The sequence below is a fragment of the Acinetobacter sp. V110_1 genome, assembly GCF_031798975.1.
Taxonomy (GTDB): domain Bacteria; phylum Pseudomonadota; class Gammaproteobacteria; order Pseudomonadales; family Moraxellaceae; genus Acinetobacter; species Acinetobacter nosocomialis_A.
This window is the reverse complement of record NZ_JAVQNN010000030.1, coordinates 1,435,294-1,456,188: the sequence shown is the minus strand read 5'-3', so window position 1 is coordinate 1,456,188 and position 20,895 is coordinate 1,435,294. Positions and strand designations below refer to the sequence as shown.

Sequence of the window (20,895 nt, the reverse complement as noted above, 5' to 3'; positions counted from 1 at the left end):
TTCGTGAACTTCTTTCTACTTACGACTTCCCAGGTGATGACACTCCAGTAATCCGCGGTTCAGCTCTTGCTGCTCTTAACGGTGAAGCAGGTCCTTACGGTGAAGAATCAGTTCTTGCTCTTGTAGCAGCTCTTGACTCTTACATCCCAGAACCAGAACGTGCTATCGACAAAGCATTCTTAATGCCAATCGAAGACGTATTCTCAATCTCAGGTCGTGGTACAGTAGTAACAGGCCGTGTAGAATCTGGTATCGTTAAAGTTGGTGAAGAAGTAGAGATCGTTGGTATTAAAGATACAGTTAAAACAACTGTAACTGGCGTAGAAATGTTCCGTAAACTTCTTGACGAAGGCCGTGCAGGCGAGAACTGTGGTGTATTACTTCGTGGTACTAAGCGTGAAGACGTACAACGTGGTCAAGTACTTGCTAAACCAGGTACAATCAAGCCGCACACTAAATTCGACGCAGAAGTATACGTACTTTCTAAAGAAGAAGGTGGTCGTCACACTCCATTCTTAAATGGTTACCGTCCACAGTTCTACTTCCGTACAACTGACGTAACTGGTGCGATCCAGTTGAAAGAAGGCGTTGAAATGGTAATGCCAGGTGACAACGTTGAAATGTCAGTAGAATTAATCCACCCAATCGCAATGGACCCAGGTCTACGTTTTGCGATCCGTGAAGGTGGTCGTACTGTAGGTGCTGGTGTTGTTGCGAAAGTAACTGCATAATCACTTTTCAGTGAAAAAAGCGCTCCTTTTGGGGCGCTTTTTTTATGCCTAATTGTTCGACAATTCAATAGAAAGCTGGCCTTAACTGATACTTCAATGTCCCTATTTGCACTTAAGCCTTTTTATTAAATTTGTATGATAAGAATCAAGAAAACGAATAATAAAGTTTAAGTAACTATGGTTACTAGTAAGGAGCTTTCACTATGAACGCTAAAGTAAATATTACGAATCGTGCCGGAGCAAGCTTTCCTGTACGTCGTATGAACTTTGACTTTAATGATGTACCAGAATACTGGATGGATGGTTCTGCTGGGCTTACGCATTTTATGACAGCATTATCGGCGCTATTTCCTGCTGGTGAAAAATTCTTTATTGATAGTGTACGTGCGGTGCGTTATCACCCAGCGATCAAAGATAATGAAGAGCTACAAAAAGAAATTAGTGCTTTCATTGGTCAGGAAGCTATGCATACCCAAGAGCATGTGAACTTTAATGCATCTGCACAAAAGTTTGGCCATGATGTCGAGACGTTGGAAAAATTTACTGATACAGCTATTCAGACTGCGCGTAAGACTTTTGCAAAGATCGTAAAACCATTTGGTATGACACAAGAAATGGTAGATTTAACTGCGACTACGGCTCTTGAGCATTTTACTGCAACGATTGCATCTCAGCTTTTAGTTAATACCCATATTCAAGAACTTATGACAGATAAAACAATGTCAACAATGTGGTATTGGCATGCAATAGAAGAAAATGAGCATAAAGCCGTTGCTTTTGATGTGTACGAGGGTGTATTCGGTAAAGGTGCTAAAGCTTATGCATTACGCACAAGCTCACTTGTATTTGCGATGGCGCTTATTTTCGCAATTCAATCTTCGTTTGTGCTACGTCTTTTAAGACAAGATAAAAAATTAAACTTAGACGAATTGTCTGTGATTTATAAATATGGTTATAGCCCATCCAAAGGTATTATTACGGGTATGGCTAAAGAGATGTTGGCTTATTTTAAACCAGGCTTTCACCCTAATGATTTAGACACAGTTGGCCTATTAAAAACATGGAAAGCCAAACTGGGACTTTAAGTTAAAAACAAAGTGAAAAGGACTGTTAGCAGTCCTTTTTTGTTGTCTTGAAACTACTGCTCATTTTTAAAAATGATAGGAGTTTATTTTGCTCCAGAAAGGGGCTGGTAATGACCTCATCTGATAATTTGCTGTCCTCATCTGCACTTAAATAGCGCTTTTAAAGGCGTATTATTATAAATATTAAGAAAATAAATAAGGATATAAGTGAATTGATGGTTCACTTAAAGGAGTCTGACATGAATGCTAAAGTAAATATTTCTAATCGTGCTAGAGCAAGCTTCCCTGTACGTCGTATGGACTTTGAATTTGCTCAAGTCCCACGCTATTGGGCAAATTACGATGCAGGATTAACTCACTTTATGACAGCATTATCGGCTCTTTTTCCTGAAGGTGAGCAGTTCTTTGTAAATAGTACACGTGCAGTACGAAATGATCCAAAGCTTGCTGACCCGGCTCTTCAAAAAGAAATAAGTGCTTTTATTGGTCAGGAAGCTATGCATTCTAAAGAGCATTTAGCTTTTAATGCTTCTGCGCAAGCATATGGATATGATGTTCGCAAAATGGAAAAGCAAACAGGTACAGTCATTAAAATGGGTACGGCAGTTGTAACCAAGTTAATGAAACCTTTTGGTTATACTAAAGAGATGATTGATTTAACCGGTACTTGCGCTTTAGAACATTTTACATCGACGATTGCAGCTGAACTTTTACAAAATCCTGAAATTCAAGCCATGTTCCAAGATGACACCATGTATCACTTATGGATGTGGCACGCGGTAGAAGAAAATGAACATAAAGCTGTGGCATTTGATGTGTATACAAGTATGTATGGGCAAGGGCCAAAAGCTTATTTTATGCGCTCAACTGCTTTAATTATTGCAATGGCTTTAATCTTCGCAACTCAATCTTATTTTACTGCTAAATTACTCAAGACTGATGACAAATTAACTTGGAAAGACACCAAGTACATGCTTAAGTTTATGTATGGCCGTAAAGGTTTTATGACACGTCAAATTCCAGAGTTACTTGATTTCTTAAGACCAAAATTTCATCCAAATGATTCAGATACAACGGCTTTATTAGCAACTTGGCGTGAAAAATTAGGGCTTTAACAAACGTATTAAAAAAAGAGCAATTTAATTGCTCTTTTTTTTGCTCGTTTTTTCTATTTAAGTTTCTATAATACGCTTACTTTGAAATCTGAAAATGTGTTGAAACTCATGATTCGTACTATGCAAGCCTCCGATATTGATAGTGTTGCTCAAATTGAGAAGCTTGTTCAGACACATCCATGGTCTAGGCAGCAATTTGTAGAGTCTGTGAACTCTTATCAATGTACGGTAATTGAGTTAAATAATAAGGTTGTTGGTTTTTGTATTTTACAACCTGTGTTAGATGAAGCGAATTTATTGCTTATGGCAATTGATCCTGAAATGCAAGGCAAAGGTTTAGGATATCAATTGTTAGATGCATCGATTGAGCGCTTAGAAAATCAACCTGTACAGATTTTTTTAGAGGTTCGCGAAAGTAATAAAGCGGCAATAGGGTTATACGAAAAAACAGGTTTTCATCAAATTGATGTGCGTCGCAATTATTACCCAACTCAAGAGGGTGGGCGTGAAAATGCCGTTATTATGGTAAAAAGCTGTACCGATGATTTCGCTTCTTTATTTTAAAATGGCTGTCTTACTGCGGACTTAACAGCAAGACAGAATCGAGCTATTTAATAATTAAATTATTCCACTCAGAAGGTAATGTCGTCATGAGTGAATTACCTAACTGATTGATCTCTTCAGGCGATAATGATCGATTTAAGCGGCGCCATTGCCCGTCTAGTAAAAGTTCTAGGGGGGTATATTGAGATTTATAATTCATTTTGGCTGAGTGAGGTACCCAATAGCCTAAATAAAGATATTCTAAACCAAGTGATTTTACATATTCGATCTGATTCAAAATTGAATAAACACCTAAAGATCTGCGGTGCTCGTCTGGGTCGAAAAATGTATAGACCGCAGATAATCCATCATCCATTAAATCACATGTAGAAACGCTAATAAGACGATTGTCTTTCCATAGCTCTAAGAAGAAACTATCTGTACAACTATGAACTAGGAATTTTTCAAATTGATCTAAACTTGGCGGAAACATATCACCATCGGCATGGCGCTCGTTAATGTAACGTTCATATAAATCATAATGAATTTGTGCAGCTTGCCGTGTTGGCAGAACAGTCATGGTAAGGTCTTGATTCCGCTTCCATGCTTTTTTTTGCATACTGTTCATTTGGAAGTCGGCAACTGGAACACGACAAGACAAACACTGTCTGCATAAATGACATTCAGGTCGATATACAAAGTCACCACTACGACGAAAACCTAATCGCGATAACTCTGAAAGAGTCACCACATCAATTCGGTGAATCGGGTCTAAAAAGACCATACGTGCTGACTTATTTTCTAAATAGCTGCAATCGTGAGGTGGAGTAATATAGTATTGCAGATCATTTAAAAGGGACTTCGGGTGATATGATTTCATGATTGGTCCCTCCTGTTGTCATTCCATTAATTTTGCATTTAATGCTATTGTTTTACTTGAAAATACACGTTCTTGATACTTTTTCCAATTGATAGAGGGGTGAATAATTACATCTTGTAACGATTTAAGATATTCCTGCCGAGAAAGTGTACAAGCCCCCAAGCTAATTAAATGACTATTTACCAGTTGGCAGTCGACCCAAGGAAGCCGATTTTCTTGACCGATTAACATTAAAGTATAAAAAGCCATTTTAGAAACATCGGTTTGAGTACTAAACATAGACTCGCCAAAACAACCCTTACCAATCGTAACTCCATATAAACCGCCTACCAGCTGTTTGTCTTGCCAAACTTCTATGCTGTAGCCATAACCTGAATTAAACAACGCGCAGTAACCTTGAATAATATCTTCGCTAATCCAGGTTTCGTTAGCATAACTTCGAGGTAGTGAACATGAACGAATGACTTGTTCAAAAGCACGGTTTGCCGTAATGGTGTAATCATGTTTTTTCATATTTCGAATGAGCGATTTACTTGGTTTATAGTTTTGAGGGTAAATCACACAGCGTGGTTCAGGACTCCACCAACAAATAGGTTCATCTTCATTAAACCAAGGAAAGAGTCCGTGAGTATATGCTTCATAGAGAGTAGAAGGGGAGAGGTCAGCACCAATGCAAATTAAACCATGACCATCTGGATCGGCTTCCTCTGGATCTGGAAAAATATATTGAGATAGAGGTAGTATGTTCATAAAACTAAAATAATGTGTGCTTAAGGGGTATGCTATAAAAATTAATTTGAGGCAGCCAGCAATTATTATAAATGATAAAAAAACAGCCGTTTTATAACGGCTGTTTGAAATATCTAAACTTAAAGATTATCTAGATATTTTTCTGCATCTAATGCTGCCATACAGCCTGAACCAGCTGAAGTAATGGCTTGACGGTAGATACTGTCAGCAACATCACCCGCAGCGAAAACACCTGCTACAGAAGTTGCTGTTGCATTACCTGAAGTACCGCTTTGTACTTGAATATAGCCATCACGTAAGTTCAACTGGCCTTCAAACATTCCAGTGTTTGGCTTATGACCAATGGCAACGAATAAGCCTTGAACTTGTACATCTTGTTTGCTTTCATCTTTTGTAGATTTTAAGCGAACACCTGTTACGCCAGTATTGTCACCAAGGACTTCTTCAACTTCATGATTCCAAATAATACTGATCTTGCCTTCTTTTTCTTTAGCAAATAAGTGATCTTGTAAAATCTTCTCAGAGCGTAAAGAATCGCGGCGATGAACCAGCGTTACATGTTCAGCAATATTTGATAAATAAAGTGCTTCTTCAACAGCAGTATTACCACCACCTACAACCATTACTTTTTGGTTTTTATAGAAGAAGCCATCACATGTTGCACATGCGCTCACGCCTTTGCCCATAAACTTTTGTTCAGACTCTAAACCAAGATATTGAGCTGTCGCACCAGTTGCAATAATTAATGCATCACAAGTGTACTCATCCATATCACCTTTAAGAACAAAAGGACGTACGTTTAAGTCCACTTCATTAATATGGTCATAGACGAGTTCAGTACCGAAGCGTTCAGCATGTGCTTGCATACGGTCCATTAAAGCAGGACCAGTCAAACCTTCAGGATCGCCCGGCCAGTTGTCAACTTCGGTTGTCGTTGTAAGTTGGCCGCCAAGTTGTAAACCAGCAATAAGTGTTGGTTTAAGATTTGCACGTGCTGCATATACAGCTGCACTATAACCCGCAGGACCAGAACCGAGAATAATTAACCGAGAATGACGAGCACTCATTGAGGGTATCCTTATTTATTTCGAGAATTTTGAAAATTATACGTGAAATTGCCGACCAATAGCGTGAAATCAATGTGGATAATATTGATCAGGACAATCGAATTAAGTTATATAACAATATAGAAGAGCCTTATGTTAACAACAACTGTAAAGAATCATGCACCTTTTTTGTAAGAACAGGTGCATAATATAAAGTTCATTCGTTGAAGATCTGAAATGTAGGTCTTCACATCTCTAAACCAATAATTAAATGGGTTACAGGACAGTATATGACTGCGGTGTCAAGTGTTTATGCACAGCGCTTATTGATGACATTATTCTTGGTCTCTTTTGGTATTTATATGTTTCTGGCGACAGTAACATATACGCCATTTGATCCGGGCTGGATGCATATTTCAAGTGATACTCAGCAAGTATCCAATGCAAGTGGTATTGCCGGTGCATGGATTGCAGATTTGCTGTTTGGCTTTTTAGGTTGGGCAAGTTTACTTATTCCAATTTTCTTATTTGTTGAAGCGATTCAAGTCTGGTGGCCGCATAGTTTTCTAAACCGTCCATTCCGTTATGCTGCTCAGTTCTTCTTAATTCTTGTTGTGTCTAGTTTGCTTTACTTACACTGGAATGTACCTGCAGATACTTTAGATAATGCGGCAGGTGGGATTATTGGTTATGAATTAGGGCAGAGCTTATCTCAACTGTTAACAATTTATGGTGCGACCTTATTTTTATTGGTTTTCGGAGTGGTATTATTCACTTTGGCATTTGGGGTGCAGTGGAGCAAAACATGGGTTACGCTCAAAGCAATGCCGAGTTATTTACAAGATTTATTCTATAAGAATGTATCGCCAAATGAATCTGCTTATGATTTAACTACACAGCCTGCAAATAAAACAGCAACGGTAAAAGTTGCCGAGATGCCTAAAGCTGAAGTTAATGATGAAGCAGAGCTAAATGTTCAGCCAGAAAAAACTCAAGCCAAAGCTAGCTCTACACGACACGATGAAATGGCGGAGCGTTTATTTGCCGATGTGTTAGCGAAAGAGCAAAGTCAGCCTGAAACTGTTGAAGAAAAACCAGCTCCTCAACCAGAAAACTTTGAGCGTACGCTTGAACAAGCTCAACAGCTTAAAAAAGACAGTGAGCGTTTAGTAGCGACAGGTGAGGTTTGGCGTGCCCTACAGCGCGATGATGCAAGTCATAAGCAAGAAATTGATGCACTGTTAAGAGCTGCTGATGATTCGAATGAACATCCAAGTCATGAGCAATTCCAAGAAACGGCTTATCAGGCTAAACAAGCACAACCTCAAGCATCGAATATTCATCAAGGCTTAGATTGGAATGATGATGAGATTTTTGATGAATTGCTTGCAGCAGTTCCAAATAGTAAAACTGCTACTGATGTACATACGCCGTTCGTTCAAGATCATCATGTTGAACCAGCAGTAGCACCACAAACATCTCATTCATCAGTTGAAACATCTGTACCTGTATCAAATTTAAATCAGTCACCTAAAAACTTATCAAATGAACAAGTATTTGATGATTTTGATGACTTATTAATTGATGAAGATATTGCCCCAGCACCTCAATCGGTCAAAGCAAGTAGCTATGCGCAATCTTCTGCATTTGTAAAAGCTCCTATTCAAACTACGATTGGTGCAGAGAAGCTTTCAAAAGAAGAGTTTATTGAAGCTTGGCAGGAAACTGCTGGAAAGCCAGAAGACAATCTTGATGATGAATTCGATTTTGATGCGCCATTAACAGATGCATCAGGTCGACCAATGTCGCGTGCAATGCAGGTAGCCAAAAAGCGTTTAGATTTACCAACATTACCGGGCTTTGAATTACTTGATAAGGTTGACCCAAATAAGAAAGTTAACTTTACCGAAGAGCAGCTTTCGCGTTTGTCTGAATTGCTTGAGATTAAATTACAAGAATTTAATGTGAAGGCGCAGGTTGTTGAAGCTCAGCCGGGTCCAGTTGTTACACGTTTTGAATTAGATTTAGCACCGGGTGTAAAAGCATCTAAAGTGACTAATATTTCCCGTGACTTGGCGCGCTCAATGTCTATGGCGTCTGTACGTGTTGTAGAGGTTATTCCGGGTAAACCATATATTGGTATTGAAGTACCAAATAGTGCCCGTGAAATGGTACGTTTAATTGAGCTGTTGGAAACACCAGCATATCGTGACCCAAGTGCTCTGATTAGTATGGCAATGGGTAAAGATATTTCGGGTAATCCGGTACTAACAGACTTGGCCAAAGCACCGCATATGTTAGTTGCGGGTACAACTGGCTCGGGTAAATCTGTTGCCGTTAACTCGATGATTTTATCGATGTTACTTAAATATACGCCAGATCAATTACGTTTAATTTTAATTGACCCGAAACAGCTTGAATTGGCTAACTATAACGATATTCCGCATTTATTAACGCCTGTAGTCACTGACATGAAAGATGCAGTTAGTGCATTAAACTGGTGTGTAAATGAAATGGAACGCCGTTATAAGCTTATGTCGTTCCTTAAAATTCGTAAGTTAAGTGACTACAACCGAAAAGTTGAAGAAGCAATTGCGAATGGAGAAGACTTGATTGATCCAACATGGAAACCAAGTGATTCAGCGACACAAGAGCGTGCACCTCGTTTAACGCCATTACCATCAATTGTGATTGTGGCAGATGAGTTTGCCGACATGATTATGCAGGTAGGTAAGAAAGCAGAAGAAATGATTACGCGTTTGGCGCAAAAATCTCGTGCTGCTGGTATTCACCTGTTACTTGCAACTCAGCGTCCATCGGTAGATGTTATTACGGGTCTTATTAAAGCCAATATTCCAACGCGTGTAGCTTTACGTGTAAACAGTAAAATCGACTCACGTACTATTTTGGATGCAGGTGGTGCAGAAGACTTGTTAGGTCATGGTGATATGCTGTTCTTAGGGCCAGGTAAGATTGAGCCAGAACGTGTACATGGTGCATTTATTAGTGATGATGAAGTTAACCGCATCTGTGACGCATGGCGTGAACGTGGTGAACCAGACTACGTAGATGAGATCTTAACGCCATTTGATGAAGAACCTGCATCTCGTGGCTTTGAAGAAGGTGAGGGTGGTTCAGACCGTGATGCACTTTATGACCAATGTGTATCGTTTGTCCTAGAAACTCGCAAAGCATCTACATCTTCATTACAGCGTAAGTTTAGCCTAGGTTATAACCGTGCTGCCCGTATTATCGACCAAATGGAAGAGAACGGTATTGTGAGTGCTATGGGTGCCAATGGTAAACGAGATATTTTAGTTTAATATCTTCACTTGAAATTAAGCCTCTTCGGAGGCTTTTTTTGTGGTTGAAAATAATCATTATTCAGCGGTAGTTTGAGATTTTATCAAATAGTAAAAAATGCTAATGTGTGCTTCTAAATAAAAAACAATGAAACAAATCAGGAGGACAACATGTTAGTCGCGTTAATTACGTTAGCTTTTATTCATTTTTGTGCGCTTATTACTCCAGGGCCTGATTTCTTTCTGGTATCGCAGACCGCAGTGAGTCGATCTCGTAAAGAAGCCATGTTAGTTGTTGCAGGAATAACAGCTGGCGTTATGTTTTGGGCATCTTTAGCACTGATGGGCTTAAATATTATTTTTGAGAAAATGGCTTGGTTGAAGCAAGGTTTACTCATCGCAGGTGGTTTGTACCTATGTTGGTTAGGCTATCAAATGTTGCGTTCAGCATTTTCAAAAAATCAGCAGAAAGAGGTTACGGCTGTTGAGTTGCCTAAAGCACCTTACTTATTTTTTATGAAAGGATTACTCACCAATTTATCGAATCCTAAAGCTGTAATTTATTTTGGTAGTGTGTTTTCTTTATTTTTAGCTAACCCTCAGCTTGATCAAGTTCATTGGTTGCTTTTTATTATTGTGTCAGTTGAAACGATTTTATGGTTCTGCTTTGTGACGTTTATTTTCTCGTTACCGAGTTTCAGAGTGGCTTACCGTAATTTTTCAAAATGGATTGATGGTATTTCCGGTGGTATTTTTACCGTATTCGGTATTTTCCTGATTGGAAATCGCTAAATCCAGATAATAAAAAAGCCTCTTAAAGAGGCTTTTTTTTATTTTTAAACTTAAGCAAACTTTGCTAAAACTTCTAAAAACGGCGCTGATTGACGTGGAAATTTAGCAATCACGTCATGAATGCGTTCGCCTTCAGGGTTTGTTGCATTGATGTCTCGTCCATCTGCAACAAATTTAGTCAAAAGACGTTCATAGTCATTTGGACGCATATGTTTGAAAGCATGGTAGAGCACGTGAAAATCTGCGTTCACACCATTTGGAGGAAGTTGGTTGAGGTAGGCAAAAACACGCTCATCGGACCATTCTTCATTGAAAGTTGCTGGCTGTGATAATGCCATGACAATCTCCTCATTTTAAAAAAGGCAAAATAACTTGCGTTATTTTGCCTTGATTCTGATTTGTTGAATAGTCAGAAATAGAATTATCGTTCTTCAGGTAAATTGATATTCATTTCTAACATTTCGATATTTGCTTCAGAACGAACTTGCATTTGGATATGCTGTTCGCCTACACCGCTTACATAACGACTCACCACCTGCATGATTTCTTTCTTCATTTGGTCAATCTTGTCTTGGCTTAAACGACGGCCTAAACCTTGTTCTGATGCAACAATAACTTTTAAACGATCTTTGGCAGTTTGAGCACTTGATGGTTTTTCTTCACTGCTAAATAATTTACTCCAGAATCCTGCCATATCTACGCTCCAAATAGTCGTGCTAACCAGCCTTTAGGTTGAGCTGTGATGTGTCGATAAGGGCGGTCTTCGCCAAGAAAGCGAGCAACCAAGTCATCATACGCTTGTCCAGCTTTAGTTTCTGAATACAGAATAACTGGCTTACCTTCGTTTGATGCTTGTAATACACTTGGACATTCCGGAATAACACCTAATGTCGGTACGCGTAAAATATCTTTAGAAATATCATCAATCGTCAGCATTTCCTGACGGTCAGCACGTTCAGGGTTAAAACGTGTAATACATAAATGCTTACGTATACGTCCTTCGTTGTGTTCAACTTTTTTAGTTTTGCTGTCTAACATTCCGATGATGCGATCAGAGTCACGTACTGAAGAAATTTCAGGGTTTGTCACAATGATTGCTTCATCTGCATGGTACATTGCTAAAATTGCACCACGCTCGATCCCCGCAGGTGAGTCACAAATAATGTAATCAAATTCTTGAGCAAGCTCATCAATTACACGAGCAACACCTTCGTCGCTCAAAGCATCTTTATCACGGGTTTGTGAAGCCGGCAAAATGTAAAGGTTTTCGATATCTTTATCGCGAATAAGGGCTTGTTGCAGACGTGCTTCATTGTTAATTACATTGACGAAATCATAAACAACACGACGCTCACACCCCATAATTAAATCAAGGTTACGTAAGCCTACATCAAAGTCAATCACAACAGTTTTATGACCACGAAGGGCTAAACCTGTTGCAAAAGATGCACTCGTTGTAGTTTTACCTACACCACCTTTGCCTGATGTTACGACAACAATTTTGGCCACCGAATCCACTCCTATTATGGTCATACATACACCCTTAAAAGGGCTGTTTTTTGGTGATTTGTTTAATAAACTAAAGTTCTAGAGCTTCAAATTCAAGCTCTTGCTTTTCATTTAAATAAATATGTACTGGCTTTTTTACCACATGTTTAGGGATATCATCTGCGACACAATATGTTCCGGCAATGGAAACGAGTTCAGCCTCTAAAGATTGGCAAAAAATGCGTGCAGCAGCGTGCCCACCCGCACCAGCAATGACTCTACCACGAACCGTGCCATAAATATGTATATTTCCTGAAGCAATCACTTCAGATCCACTATTCATGCCAGCTTTTAAAATAATATCGCCTTGGTCTTGTACAAGAGATTGGCCTGTACGCAAAATTTCATCATGATAAGAGGTAATATGGGCAACTGCATTATTATTTAGTGGTTTTTTTGTTTCTGGTGAAGCTTGTGCAGGTGCCGGTTTCTCTACAATTGCCACTTGCTCCGCAGTTGCTTTGATACGTTGTAATGGCTGGTCAGCTGGTAATACAGGGAACTGAATGGCACGTGCTTCATCACCTAAAATGCCGTCAATGACCGCCATCGGTTGCAAACCTAAGCTAACTAACAGCTGAATTAAAGCAATAAGCTCTTGCTCAACTGTACTATCTATAATAACGACAGTTCCCTGATAGGAACCTTCATTTAGAATATTTGATAATTGCTGGCGGATCACATCATGATCATTCGTATCGAAGGTTATCCTGCTAAAGTTAACCATTCTGCCGGTAATCCGGATATCAGCCATAAGTCTTCCTTCAAGGCGTTAAAACGAGCTGTAATATCGTTAAGTTTATTGTAAATAGAGCAAATGCTAGAACAAATCGTGCCAATTCTCTAGCGTGTTTCATAAAAAATTAAGTAAATGCTTATTCTTTGATTCGATCACGCTCCGCAAGGGTTTGTTGCCATTGTTTGACTTTAACTTGTTTGCGAATTGCTTCAAGACTTTCAAATACCACAGACTCGACAAGTTGCTCAAGCTCACGGTTATTAATATTCACGTTACTTATTTTTTCTGAAATTAATTGATACGTCACATTGGGCTGATCTTTTGATCCTTCAATTAAAGGTTCAATTAAACCGGCACTGATATTTTCACCGAGTCGCTGACCAATACTTTGAATTTGTTGTTCGATACGACCACCCACTAAAGGAATTAAGCGTAATAATTGGGTTAACTCTGGCGTATCTTCTATTGCTTGATCAACAATTTGCCCCACACCTTTTGTGATTGCAGGTTTTTGTTCTTTTAAAGCAGTCGCTAAAGATTCTTGCAATATAGAGGTTAGGGTAACTGTAAATTGTTCGCGGTGATGATTAACCAACTCATGAATAATTTGCTTATGTGTTGAGCTAGTTTGAAGCTCATTACGAATGCCATCAATAACCGTAATAACAACACGGTCAGATAGCTCTTCCATAACAACACGATAATAAAATAGCCCAGTTTTTCTCCAGCTTTCCGGAATAACAGGATAGCCTAGTTCATATAAGCGATAAGCGATAATGCCAGCACGAAATAAACGTAAAAAACGTAACTGAGGAATGATGGCTAAAATTTCATACCAGTGAATGAATGGAAAGAAAAACCAACGCTTGTGGTGTTTATAAATAATTGAAATGCCCCAACGGACAACAAATTCAGTAATTAAAAAGCCAATAAACCAAGCTTCAGTCGTAATTACCCAAGGATGTAAATAAGTTTTATAAAACGTAAGTACTTGGGGCAGGTGAATATGTTCAAAAAACCATGCCCCAATACTGCTCATTAAAAAGAAATTTGCTGCAAGACAGAACAGATTGAAAATAATAATAAACACCATAAAGATGTCATAAATCAAAAACAGCTTAAATGACGCGCTGCTTGGGTCCATATGGTAATATTTTGCTTGTTTTCTGGAACTGTTTTGCATAGCTGTAAATGCTTTTAATGAGTTGAAGTAGTATATCGAGCTTTCATTTGTTCGATGAGTTGATCTTTTTCAGTCCAGAGTTCATGTACCCATTGTTGAAAACGTTCACGGTACACAGGGTCATCTTCATAGTTACCGCCGAGTACCCAAGCTGGTATTTCAATTTTACGAAGATTTACCGCAATTTGTGAAACATCACCTAACCAGAAATCGCCATAACCCGGTACACCGTCAGGGTAGACAATGGTCATATCAACTAAAGCATCAATTTTGTCGCCCAAAATATTTAGAGCCAGAGCCAAACCGCCTGCTTTAGGTTTCAATAAATGTTTATAAGGCGAATTTTGTTGGTCATGTTTTTCCTGAGTAAAACGAGTACCTTCCAAATAGTTTAATAAAGTAAAAGGTTGGCTCAAGAGCTGTTCACACGCTTTACGTGCTTCCATCATATCGCGGTCTTTAAGCTCAGGGTTTTTCGCAATTTGCTCTTTGGTATGACGTTTCATCATTGGGAAGCCTAAAATTTTAAAGGCTTGACCAACGAACGGAATAAAGATGAGTTCCCACTTGGTAAAAAAGCGGGTAAGGGGCATACGGGTTAAGCCGAAGTACTGATTTACGGTAGTATCCACCCAGCTTTGATGGTTACACGTCATTAAGTAACGGCCTTGCATACTTAAATCAAGACCTTCGTCGATCGTAATATCCCATTTTAAATTAGGTAGAACATGGTCAATGAGCCAATTATTGACACTGAGCCAGCTGTTTGTAATTTGAATGTTGGTTTCATCTACTTTGGATGATTTTTTAAATAACTTGGTTAAGCCCAAAGCCAATACAGGTGGTCCATGAAAAAAGGTGCTACCTGTGATGACTGTACCTACAGTGAGTCCACGTGTAATTTTTTTTAGCGCAGATTGCTTATTGGGTGCAGTTGACATATAAATGGCCCCGAATATCCAAAATCCATAGAAAGTTGTTCAACTATAACTATCGTGAAATGAAATACAACGATATCTTAGACAACAATGAAGAAATTGTGATGAGTGCACGTCTTAAAGTGCATCAAAATATTACAAAAAACTAACTAAACTGTTTATTATTAACAAAATATCAATGTTTTATACTTCCTTTTTGTTTCATTATTCACTCAACAACAAAACACTCAAAGTGAGGAGGCATGCAATGCGTGCATTAGTTATTTCAACAGTGGTAGGGGCAGCAGTAGTACTTTCTGGTTGTCAAACAACAGGTAACAACCTTGGTGGCGTTGAATACGATAAAGCCGCATTAGGTACATTAATCGGCGCAGCAGCTGGTTACGGTATTTCTAAATCAAGTGCAAACTCTAGCCGTCAAAACAACCGTGCTGCGGCAATCGGTGCAGTTCTTGGTGCAGCTGGTGGTTTATACCTTGACCAAAAAGAGAAAAAATTACGTCAACAAATGGCGGGTACTGGCGTAGAAGTTGGTCGTAACCCAGATGGTTCTGTTCAATTGATCATGCCTGGTAGCATCACTTTTGATACAAACAAATCAAACATCAAGCCAAACTTCTATGCAACTTTGGACAAAGTAGCGCAAACATTGGCTGAAGATAACAAGAGCGCGATTTTGGTAACTGGTTACACAGATAACACTGGTAATGACTCTATCAATATCCCATTATCTCAATCACGTGCTCAATCAGTTAAAAGCTATTTAGCTGGTAAAGGCGTTCCATCTAGCCGTATCGATGCACAAGGTTATGGTTCTTCTAACCCAATCGCAGACAACTCAACTGCTTCTGGTCGTGAACAAAACCGTCGCGTAGAAATCAGCATTTATGCTAAACAATAAGATTTAGTTTATTGTTGCAAAAACCACCTTCGGGTGGTTTTTTTATGGGTGCAGTACAAGAAATAATCACGACATTCTGCGGCGCATAAATTGCATTATTAGACATCATTTATACATATCCGTAGATTTACTATTGGGATTCTAAAAAAGAGATGACTATAATCATGCTCGAAAAATTAAGAGGTAATACACGATGTCATCTGCCAGTCAACTGAACAACAAGCAAGAAGAAGCCATGAAATATACTCAAGGCCCTTTATTGGTGCTTGCTGGCGCTGGTTCAGGTAAAACATCGGTAATTACGCGTAAAATTGCCTATTTGGTGCAACATTGCCGTATTCCTGCGCATCGTATTACAGCGATGACCTTTACCAATAAAGCTGCACGTGAAATGAAAGAGCGTGTGACCAAGCTTTTATCACGTGAAGAAGCAAAAGGTTTATCCGTTTCGACTTTCCATACTTTTGGTTTAAATCTTTTACGTTTAGAACTTAAAAATTTACCTTTAAAAGCTAATTTTTCGATTTTGGATGCAGATGACTGTAAACGTATTTTGATGGATTTGATGCATCGCGATAATTTGTCGGGTGCAGAGAGTAAAGAGTTAATTGCCAAGGCAATGAAGAAAATTTCGGATTGGAAGAACGATCTGATTTTGCCTGAACAAGCACATTCGACGTGTGAAACTCCTGAAGATGTCCAGTTTGCACACCTTTACCAACTTTATGAACGTAATTTACGTGCCTACAATGCTGTCGATTTTGATGACCTCATTGTTATGCCAACGCGATTATTGCAAGAAAATGCAGAAGTACGTGACAAGTGGCAAAACCGTGTTCGTTATTTATTGGTCGATGAATATCAAGATACCAACACCGCGCAATATATTTTAGTGAAACTGTTGGTTGGTGTAATGGGGCAGTTTACAGCTGTGGGTGATGATGACCAGTCGATTTACGCATGGCGTGGAGCGAAGCCTGAAAACATGGCTTTGCTTAAACAGGATTTCCCAAATTTACATATTATTAAGCTTGAGCAAAATTACCGCTCAACCAGCCGTATTTTGAAAGCTGCAAACTGTGTAATTCAAAATAACCCGCATATTTTTGATAAGAAATTATGGAGTGATAAAGGTCATGGCGAGGTTATCAGAATCATTACCTGTCGTAATGATGATGATGAAGCAGAACGTGTAGTCAAAGACTTACTGACTCATAAGCTGATGAATGGTAAGAACTGGAAAGATTACGCTGTGTTATACCGTGGAAACTTTCAGGCACGTGTATTAGAAACCCAGCTTCGCCAAATGCAAATTCCGTACAAACTCTCTGGTGGTACATCGTTCTTCGCTCGTGCAGAAATTAAAGATGTAATGAGCTACTTACGTCTGATTATTAATCCGGAAGATGACAGTGCTTTCTTACGTATTATTAATACCCCTAAACGTGCGATTGGCCCAGTTACTCTTGAGAAGCTAGGTTTATTTGCCCAAGAAAATAATTTGTCTTTACTTGGTGCTTCTTCTGACCAACGCTTAAGCATGGTTCTTCCTAAAAAAGCAGAAACTCAATTGCATGAGTTTGCTGACTTTATCGCAACGTTTACGCGTGAGTTGCTAGAAGATGATGAGCCTGTGCCTAAAGTTCGTCAAATGATGAATGAAGCGGGTTATATCGATTATATTCGCGAGCAGTCAGCAACACCTGCCCAAGAGAAAAGTAAGCTCGATAACATCGAGAATTTATTTACCAGTATTCAAAATCTGATTAATCGTGCAGAAGATGTTGATGAAAAGAACATTGAAAGTGTTATTCGAAAACTGGTGTTACTTGACCTGTTAGAACAGCAGCAAGAAGAAGAGGACACTGACAAAGTAAATCTACTTACTTTGCATGCAGCAAAAGGTTTGGAGTTCCCATATGTGTACATTATGGGACTCGAAGAAGAGCTTTTACCGCATAAAAACTCGATTGCAGCTGAAACCATTGAAGAAGAACGCCGTCTTATGTACGTGGGTATTACCCGTGCACGTCAAGGCTTAACTTTGACTTTGGCAGAACAGCGTAAAAATGGTGGTCAAATGAAACAAATGACCCCAAGCCGTTTCCTTGATGAGCTTCCACAAGACGAACTCGAATGGTTAGGGCGTAAAAAGAAAATTGCAGCAAATGTTGATCCTAAAGAACAGGCTCAACAATATTTGGCAAATTTAAAAGCTTTATTAAAGCGTTAATTTTTTTAATTTTTAGGAAATCCCATGAAAGTTCAAGTTAAATTGCTCGATCCGCGTTTAGGTAAAGAATGGCCTTTACCTTCATATGCAACAGCAGGATCAGCAGGTTTAGATTTACGTGCCTGTTTAGATGAAGCAATTGAAATTGAACCAGGCCAAACTGTATTAGTTAAAACAGGTATGGCAATTTATATTCATGATGTGAATTTTGCTGGTTTAATTTTACCGCGTTCAGGTTTAGGCCATAAACACGGTATTGTTCTTGGTAATTTAGTTGGGTTAATTGACTCGGACTATCAAGGTGAATTGATGGTTTCAGTTTGGAACCGTGGTCAGACGACATTCCGTTTAGAGCCAGGTGAGCGTTTAGCACAATATGTTTTAGTTCCAGTTGTTCAGGCTGAGTTTGAACAAGTAGAGGAATTTGAAGAAACTTTACGCGGTGCGGGCGGCTTTGGTCACACTGGTAAACAATAATTAACTTATAAAAAATAATGAAAAGAAACGCCTGTTTTACAGGTGTTTCTTTTTATACCTTGAATGTTACAATGAATTATATTACAACACGCTTTACTCATACTCTTTTAACTTTTTTAGCAAATACCCTTTTGAATACTCTATGTTTTTGCGATAGATCAGATTGATCTTTAAATAGAAGATACGCTATGAATGTAAGACACTCATTCCCAAAAAATATTTTCCGTGCTTACGATATTAGAGGCAAACTTTCTTATTTAACTACGGACGTCGTCCGTTCAATTGCCTATGGATTGGCACAACAATATAAACAAGCAGAACAAACTCAACTGGTCATTGGTTATGATGCCCGCCTTACCAGCCCCGCTTATGCGCATTTAATCGAAGAGATATTAGTAGAGCAGGGTTTAACTGTTACAAACATTGGTTGCTGCTCGACTCCGATGATGTATTACATTGCACGTGAGTTTGGTGGTAACGGAATTATGGTAACCGCTAGCCATAATCCGAAATCAGATAATGGTATTAAATGGATTTTAAGAGCTGAACCTCCGTCTCCTGAAATGATTCAGCAAGTAGGTGAGTTTGCGCAAACTTATGTTCCGACTCATCCAATTTCATTATTAGAATTATCAACTCCTCAATTTAAATCAGAATTTTGCAAAAAATACCAACAGGCTCTCTTTAACGATATTCAACTCAAACGCCCATTAAAAGTCGTATTAGATGGTTTACATGGTTCGGCAGGGCACTGTGCGAAACTGGTACTTGAAAAAATGGGTTGTGAGGTAATTGCCTTACGCACTACTCCAAATGGCGAGTTCCCTGACCACGCGCCAGATCCTTCACATGCTGCACATTTGAAAGAGTTAAGAAAAACGATTATTGAACAAGGTGCCGATATTGGTATTGCGCTTGATGGTGATGGCGATCGTGTCGTATTACTCGATGAGAAAGCCAACATACTTACAGCTGACCGTTTATTGTCGCTATTTGCACAAATGTGTCTGGAACAACAGTCAGATAAAGAAATCGTATTTGATGTGAAATGCTCGCTGATGGTCCAAAGAACCGTGGAGCGACTCGGTGGTAAACCGAAAATGATTCGTACGGGTAGTAGTTTCCTTCGTTCTTATTTATCCAAGTCCAAAGGTCATGCCATTTTTGGTGGGGAATATGCCGGCCACTATGTATTTAATGACGGACGTGGTTTTGGATATGACGATGGTATATATGCTGCACTGCGCGTAATGGAATATTTCACCGAGTCTAGTGTAGCAACAGCTTCGGATTTATTTTCTATTTATCCTGAAAGATGCTGTACCGAAGATATCTATATCAGTACTCACCAATCAGACCCTAAGCATGTATTGCAAGATATTGAAATTTTGAGCCATCCTTTAGGCGCTCATATTAGTAAAATTGATGGCGTACGTCTTGATTTTGATGATGGTTTTGGCATTATTCGAGCATCAAATACGGGTGAGTATTTTACCGTAAGATTTGATGCTGATAGTCCTTTGCGTTTAAAGGAAATTCAGCAAAAATTTATTGATATGTTGCAAGAGCGTTACCCGCAAATTGCACAAGAACTTTCTGAGGCCTAATAAGGAGAGGCGCAATGCCACAACATCAGCATCTTGGCGTCGACAAAGCAAAAATCTTGATTGAAGCTTTGCCATATATTCAACGTTTTTCTGGTAAGACGCTGGTGGTGAAATACGGTGGTAATGCGATGACTGATCCGGAATTGGAAAGTTCATTCGCTCGCGATATCGTTTTACTTAAAACTGTGGGTTTAAACCCGGTTGTTGTACATGGTGGCGGCCCACAAGTTGACTCTTTCTTAAAACAATTAGGTCGTGAGTCTGACCGTATTGATGGTATGCGTGTGACCGATCAAGCCACTATGGAAGTGGTTGAAATGGTCCTAGGCGGTAGCGTAAACAAATCTATTGTTAATTTGATTAATAAACATGGTGGACGTGCAATTGGCTTAACAGGTCAAGATGGCAATCTATTACGTGCCCGTAAATTATTAATGGAAAAGCACGAAGAAGACGGTTCTATCAAACATATCGACTTAGGTATGGTGGGTGAAGTGACTGGGGTAAAAACAGACGTATTAGAGATGTTTACCCAAAGTGACTTTATTCCAGTTATTGCACCATTAGGTGTCGATGAAAAAGGTAATACCTACAACATTAATGCTGACTTGGTCGCTGGTAAGGTTGCTGAAGCATTAGGTGCAGAAAAATTAATTCTGCTTACCAATATTACTGGCGTATTAGATGAAAACAAAAATCTCTTAACTGGTTTGACGACACAAGAAGTTGACCGTTTAATCGAGACAGGCGTGATTTACGGCGGAATGATTCCTAAAGTAGGTTGTGCGCTTGATGCTGTAAAAGGCGGTGTTGTGAGTGCACACATTGTAGATGGTCGTGTACCACATGCAACATTACTTGAAATCTTTACAGATCACGGTGTGGGTACGCTTATTTCTAACCGTTCAAATGCATCTCACTAAAGTGAGTATTTTGATTAAAAGACCACGCTAAGTGGTCTTTTTTTATGTCATTTAATTTTGGTCATTTTTTTGTCATGAGCTTTGACTAGTGTAAGGGGTGTC

Annotated in this window: 20 protein-coding genes; 11 read left to right on the top strand and 9 right to left on the bottom strand. The window is 39.1% G+C overall.

What is annotated here, in order from left to right:
- The 4 genes from RMA95_RS17640 to rimI form a co-directional block, all read left to right on the top strand.
- The coding region (locus RMA95_RS17640) for an EF-Tu/IF-2/RF-3 family GTPase (protein ID WP_311072253.1) at positions 1–731 on the top strand (731 nt) is incomplete at its 5' end.
- 203 nt (positions 732–934) lie between these two features.
- Positions 935–1,816 carry a metal-dependent hydrolase gene (locus tag RMA95_RS17635; protein WP_263613081.1) on the top strand — a complete coding sequence of 294 codons (882 nt, stop codon included), beginning with the start codon at positions 935–937 and terminating at the stop codon, positions 1,814–1,816.
- Positions 1,817–2,055: 239 nt separating this feature from the next.
- Entirely contained in the window at positions 2,056–2,931 is an 876-nt protein-coding gene (locus RMA95_RS17630) for a metal-dependent hydrolase (protein ID WP_311072250.1), read from the top strand.
- 108 nt (positions 2,932–3,039) lie between these two features.
- On the top strand, positions 3,040–3,495 hold the full coding sequence (gene rimI / locus RMA95_RS17625) for a ribosomal protein S18-alanine N-acetyltransferase (protein ID WP_311072248.1): 456 nt from the start codon (positions 3,040–3,042) through the stop codon (positions 3,493–3,495).
- A gap of 43 nt (positions 3,496–3,538) precedes the next feature.
- Here the strand turns inward: rimI and RMA95_RS17620 are convergent, their stop codons facing one another.
- The 3 genes from RMA95_RS17620 to trxB form a co-directional block, all read right to left on the bottom strand.
- Positions 3,539–4,354 carry an arginyltransferase gene (locus tag RMA95_RS17620; RefSeq protein ID WP_002052085.1) on the bottom strand — a complete coding sequence of 272 codons (816 nt, stop codon included), beginning with the start codon at positions 4,352–4,354 and terminating at the stop codon, positions 3,539–3,541.
- 18 nt (positions 4,355–4,372) lie between these two features.
- Positions 4,373–5,104: a leucyl/phenylalanyl-tRNA--protein transferase gene (gene aat, locus RMA95_RS17615; protein ID WP_002052006.1), complete on the bottom strand. Its 732-nt coding sequence runs from the start codon at positions 5,102–5,104 to the stop codon at positions 4,373–4,375.
- 119 nt (positions 5,105–5,223) lie between these two features.
- Positions 5,224–6,171, bottom strand: coding sequence for a thioredoxin-disulfide reductase (gene trxB / locus RMA95_RS17610; protein ID WP_311072245.1), 948 nt, complete (start codon positions 6,169–6,171; stop codon positions 5,224–5,226).
- 269 nt (positions 6,172–6,440) lie between these two features.
- Here trxB and RMA95_RS17605 point away from each other — a divergent pair, with 269 nt between their 5' ends.
- Together RMA95_RS17605 and rhtC are read left to right on the top strand one after the other, a co-directional pair.
- The gene (locus tag RMA95_RS17605) at positions 6,441–9,473 is read left to right on the top strand and encodes a DNA translocase FtsK 4TM domain-containing protein (RefSeq protein ID WP_311072243.1); all 3,033 of its coding nucleotides are present in this window, start codon (positions 6,441–6,443) and stop codon (positions 9,471–9,473) included.
- Between the two features lie 150 nt (positions 9,474–9,623).
- Positions 9,624–10,244, top strand: coding sequence for a threonine export protein RhtC (gene rhtC / locus RMA95_RS17600; protein WP_311072241.1), 621 nt, complete (start codon positions 9,624–9,626; stop codon positions 10,242–10,244).
- A 50-nt stretch (positions 10,245–10,294) separates the two neighbouring features.
- On the opposite strand, the gene RMA95_RS17595 is transcribed toward rhtC, so the two are convergent.
- The 6 genes from RMA95_RS17595 to RMA95_RS17570 form a co-directional block, all read right to left on the bottom strand.
- Positions 10,295–10,582, bottom strand: a complete 288-nt coding sequence (locus tag RMA95_RS17595; RefSeq protein ID WP_001218560.1) for a PA4642 family protein — start codon at positions 10,580–10,582, stop codon at positions 10,295–10,297.
- An 83-nt stretch (positions 10,583–10,665) separates the two neighbouring features.
- Positions 10,666–10,938 (bottom strand): cell division topological specificity factor MinE, encoded by a 273-nt coding sequence (gene minE, locus RMA95_RS17590; protein WP_000896934.1) that lies wholly within the window; start codon positions 10,936–10,938, stop codon positions 10,666–10,668.
- A gap of 2 nt (positions 10,939–10,940) precedes the next feature.
- On the bottom strand, positions 10,941–11,753 hold the full coding sequence (gene minD, locus RMA95_RS17585) for a septum site-determining protein MinD (RefSeq protein ID WP_134262941.1): 813 nt from the start codon (positions 11,751–11,753) through the stop codon (positions 10,941–10,943).
- A gap of 70 nt (positions 11,754–11,823) precedes the next feature.
- Positions 11,824–12,546, bottom strand: coding sequence for a septum site-determining protein MinC (minC, locus tag RMA95_RS17580; RefSeq protein ID WP_309454342.1), 723 nt, complete (start codon positions 12,544–12,546; stop codon positions 11,824–11,826).
- Between the two features lie 121 nt (positions 12,547–12,667).
- A complete protein-coding gene (locus RMA95_RS17575) occupies positions 12,668–13,714 on the bottom strand; it encodes a preprotein translocase subunit SecA (RefSeq protein ID WP_311072236.1) in 1,047 nt (348 codons plus the stop codon).
- Positions 13,715–13,728: 14 nt separating this feature from the next.
- The gene (locus tag RMA95_RS17570; protein WP_002051994.1) at positions 13,729–14,655 is read right to left on the bottom strand and encodes an acyltransferase; all 927 of its coding nucleotides are present in this window, start codon (positions 14,653–14,655) and stop codon (positions 13,729–13,731) included.
- 244 nt (positions 14,656–14,899) lie between these two features.
- Between RMA95_RS17570 and RMA95_RS17565 the strand changes: the two genes are divergently transcribed.
- The 5 genes from RMA95_RS17565 (at position 14,900) to argB (ending at position 20,793) form a co-directional block, all read left to right on the top strand.
- The gene (locus RMA95_RS17565) at positions 14,900–15,553 is read left to right on the top strand and encodes an OmpA family protein (RefSeq protein ID WP_263613087.1); all 654 of its coding nucleotides are present in this window, start codon (positions 14,900–14,902) and stop codon (positions 15,551–15,553) included.
- A 193-nt stretch (positions 15,554–15,746) separates the two neighbouring features.
- Positions 15,747–17,786: a DNA helicase Rep gene (gene rep / locus RMA95_RS17560; protein WP_263613088.1), complete on the top strand. Its 2,040-nt coding sequence runs from the start codon at positions 15,747–15,749 to the stop codon at positions 17,784–17,786.
- 24 nt (positions 17,787–17,810) lie between these two features.
- Positions 17,811–18,263: a dUTP diphosphatase gene (dut, locus tag RMA95_RS17555; protein WP_000868152.1), complete on the top strand. Its 453-nt coding sequence runs from the start codon at positions 17,811–17,813 to the stop codon at positions 18,261–18,263.
- A 188-nt stretch (positions 18,264–18,451) separates the two neighbouring features.
- Complete coding sequence (locus tag RMA95_RS17550) at positions 18,452–19,870, top strand: phosphomannomutase/phosphoglucomutase (protein WP_311072232.1); 1,419 nt, start codon at positions 18,452–18,454, stop codon at positions 19,868–19,870.
- 14 nt (positions 19,871–19,884) lie between these two features.
- Complete coding sequence (gene argB / locus RMA95_RS17545) at positions 19,885–20,793, top strand: acetylglutamate kinase (RefSeq protein WP_263613091.1); 909 nt, start codon at positions 19,885–19,887, stop codon at positions 20,791–20,793.
- Positions 20,794–20,895 lie beyond the last annotated feature (102 nt).

What these genes read in the sequence shown, in the direction of transcription:
- RMA95_RS17635 (WP_263613081.1), top strand. Translation starts at nt 935, where the DNA reads ATGAACGCTAAAGTAAATATTACGAATCGTGCCGGAGCAAGCTTTCCT.
- RMA95_RS17630 (WP_311072250.1), top strand. Translation starts at nt 2,056, where the DNA reads ATGAATGCTAAAGTAAATATTTCTAATCGTGCTAGAGCAAGCTTCCCT.
- rimI (WP_311072248.1), top strand. Translation starts at nt 3,040, where the DNA reads ATGATTCGTACTATGCAAGCCTCCGATATTGATAGTGTTGCTCAAATT.
- RMA95_RS17620 (WP_002052085.1), bottom strand. Translation starts at nt 4,354, where the DNA reads ATGAAATCATATCACCCGAAGTCCCTTTTAAATGATCTGCAATACTAT.
- aat (WP_002052006.1), bottom strand. Translation starts at nt 5,104, where the DNA reads ATGAACATACTACCTCTATCTCAATATATTTTTCCAGATCCAGAGGAA.
- trxB (WP_311072245.1), bottom strand. Translation starts at nt 6,171, where the DNA reads ATGAGTGCTCGTCATTCTCGGTTAATTATTCTCGGTTCTGGTCCTGCG.
- RMA95_RS17605 (WP_311072243.1), top strand. Translation starts at nt 6,441, where the DNA reads ATGACTGCGGTGTCAAGTGTTTATGCACAGCGCTTATTGATGACATTA.
- rhtC (WP_311072241.1), top strand. Translation starts at nt 9,624, where the DNA reads ATGTTAGTCGCGTTAATTACGTTAGCTTTTATTCATTTTTGTGCGCTT.
- RMA95_RS17595 (WP_001218560.1), bottom strand. Translation starts at nt 10,582, where the DNA reads ATGGCATTATCACAGCCAGCAACTTTCAATGAAGAATGGTCCGATGAG.
- minE (WP_000896934.1), bottom strand. Translation starts at nt 10,938, where the DNA reads ATGGCAGGATTCTGGAGTAAATTATTTAGCAGTGAAGAAAAACCATCA.
- minC (WP_309454342.1), bottom strand. Translation starts at nt 12,546, where the DNA reads ATGGCTGATATCCGGATTACCGGCAGAATGGTTAACTTTAGCAGGATA.
- RMA95_RS17575 (WP_311072236.1), bottom strand. Translation starts at nt 13,714, where the DNA reads ATGCAAAACAGTTCCAGAAAACAAGCAAAATATTACCATATGGACCCA.
- RMA95_RS17570 (WP_002051994.1), bottom strand. Translation starts at nt 14,655, where the DNA reads ATGTCAACTGCACCCAATAAGCAATCTGCGCTAAAAAAAATTACACGT.
- RMA95_RS17565 (WP_263613087.1), top strand. Translation starts at nt 14,900, where the DNA reads ATGCGTGCATTAGTTATTTCAACAGTGGTAGGGGCAGCAGTAGTACTT.
- rep (WP_263613088.1), top strand. Translation starts at nt 15,747, where the DNA reads ATGTCATCTGCCAGTCAACTGAACAACAAGCAAGAAGAAGCCATGAAA.
- dut (WP_000868152.1), top strand. Translation starts at nt 17,811, where the DNA reads ATGAAAGTTCAAGTTAAATTGCTCGATCCGCGTTTAGGTAAAGAATGG.
- RMA95_RS17550 (WP_311072232.1), top strand. Translation starts at nt 18,452, where the DNA reads ATGAATGTAAGACACTCATTCCCAAAAAATATTTTCCGTGCTTACGAT.
- argB (WP_263613091.1), top strand. Translation starts at nt 19,885, where the DNA reads ATGCCACAACATCAGCATCTTGGCGTCGACAAAGCAAAAATCTTGATT.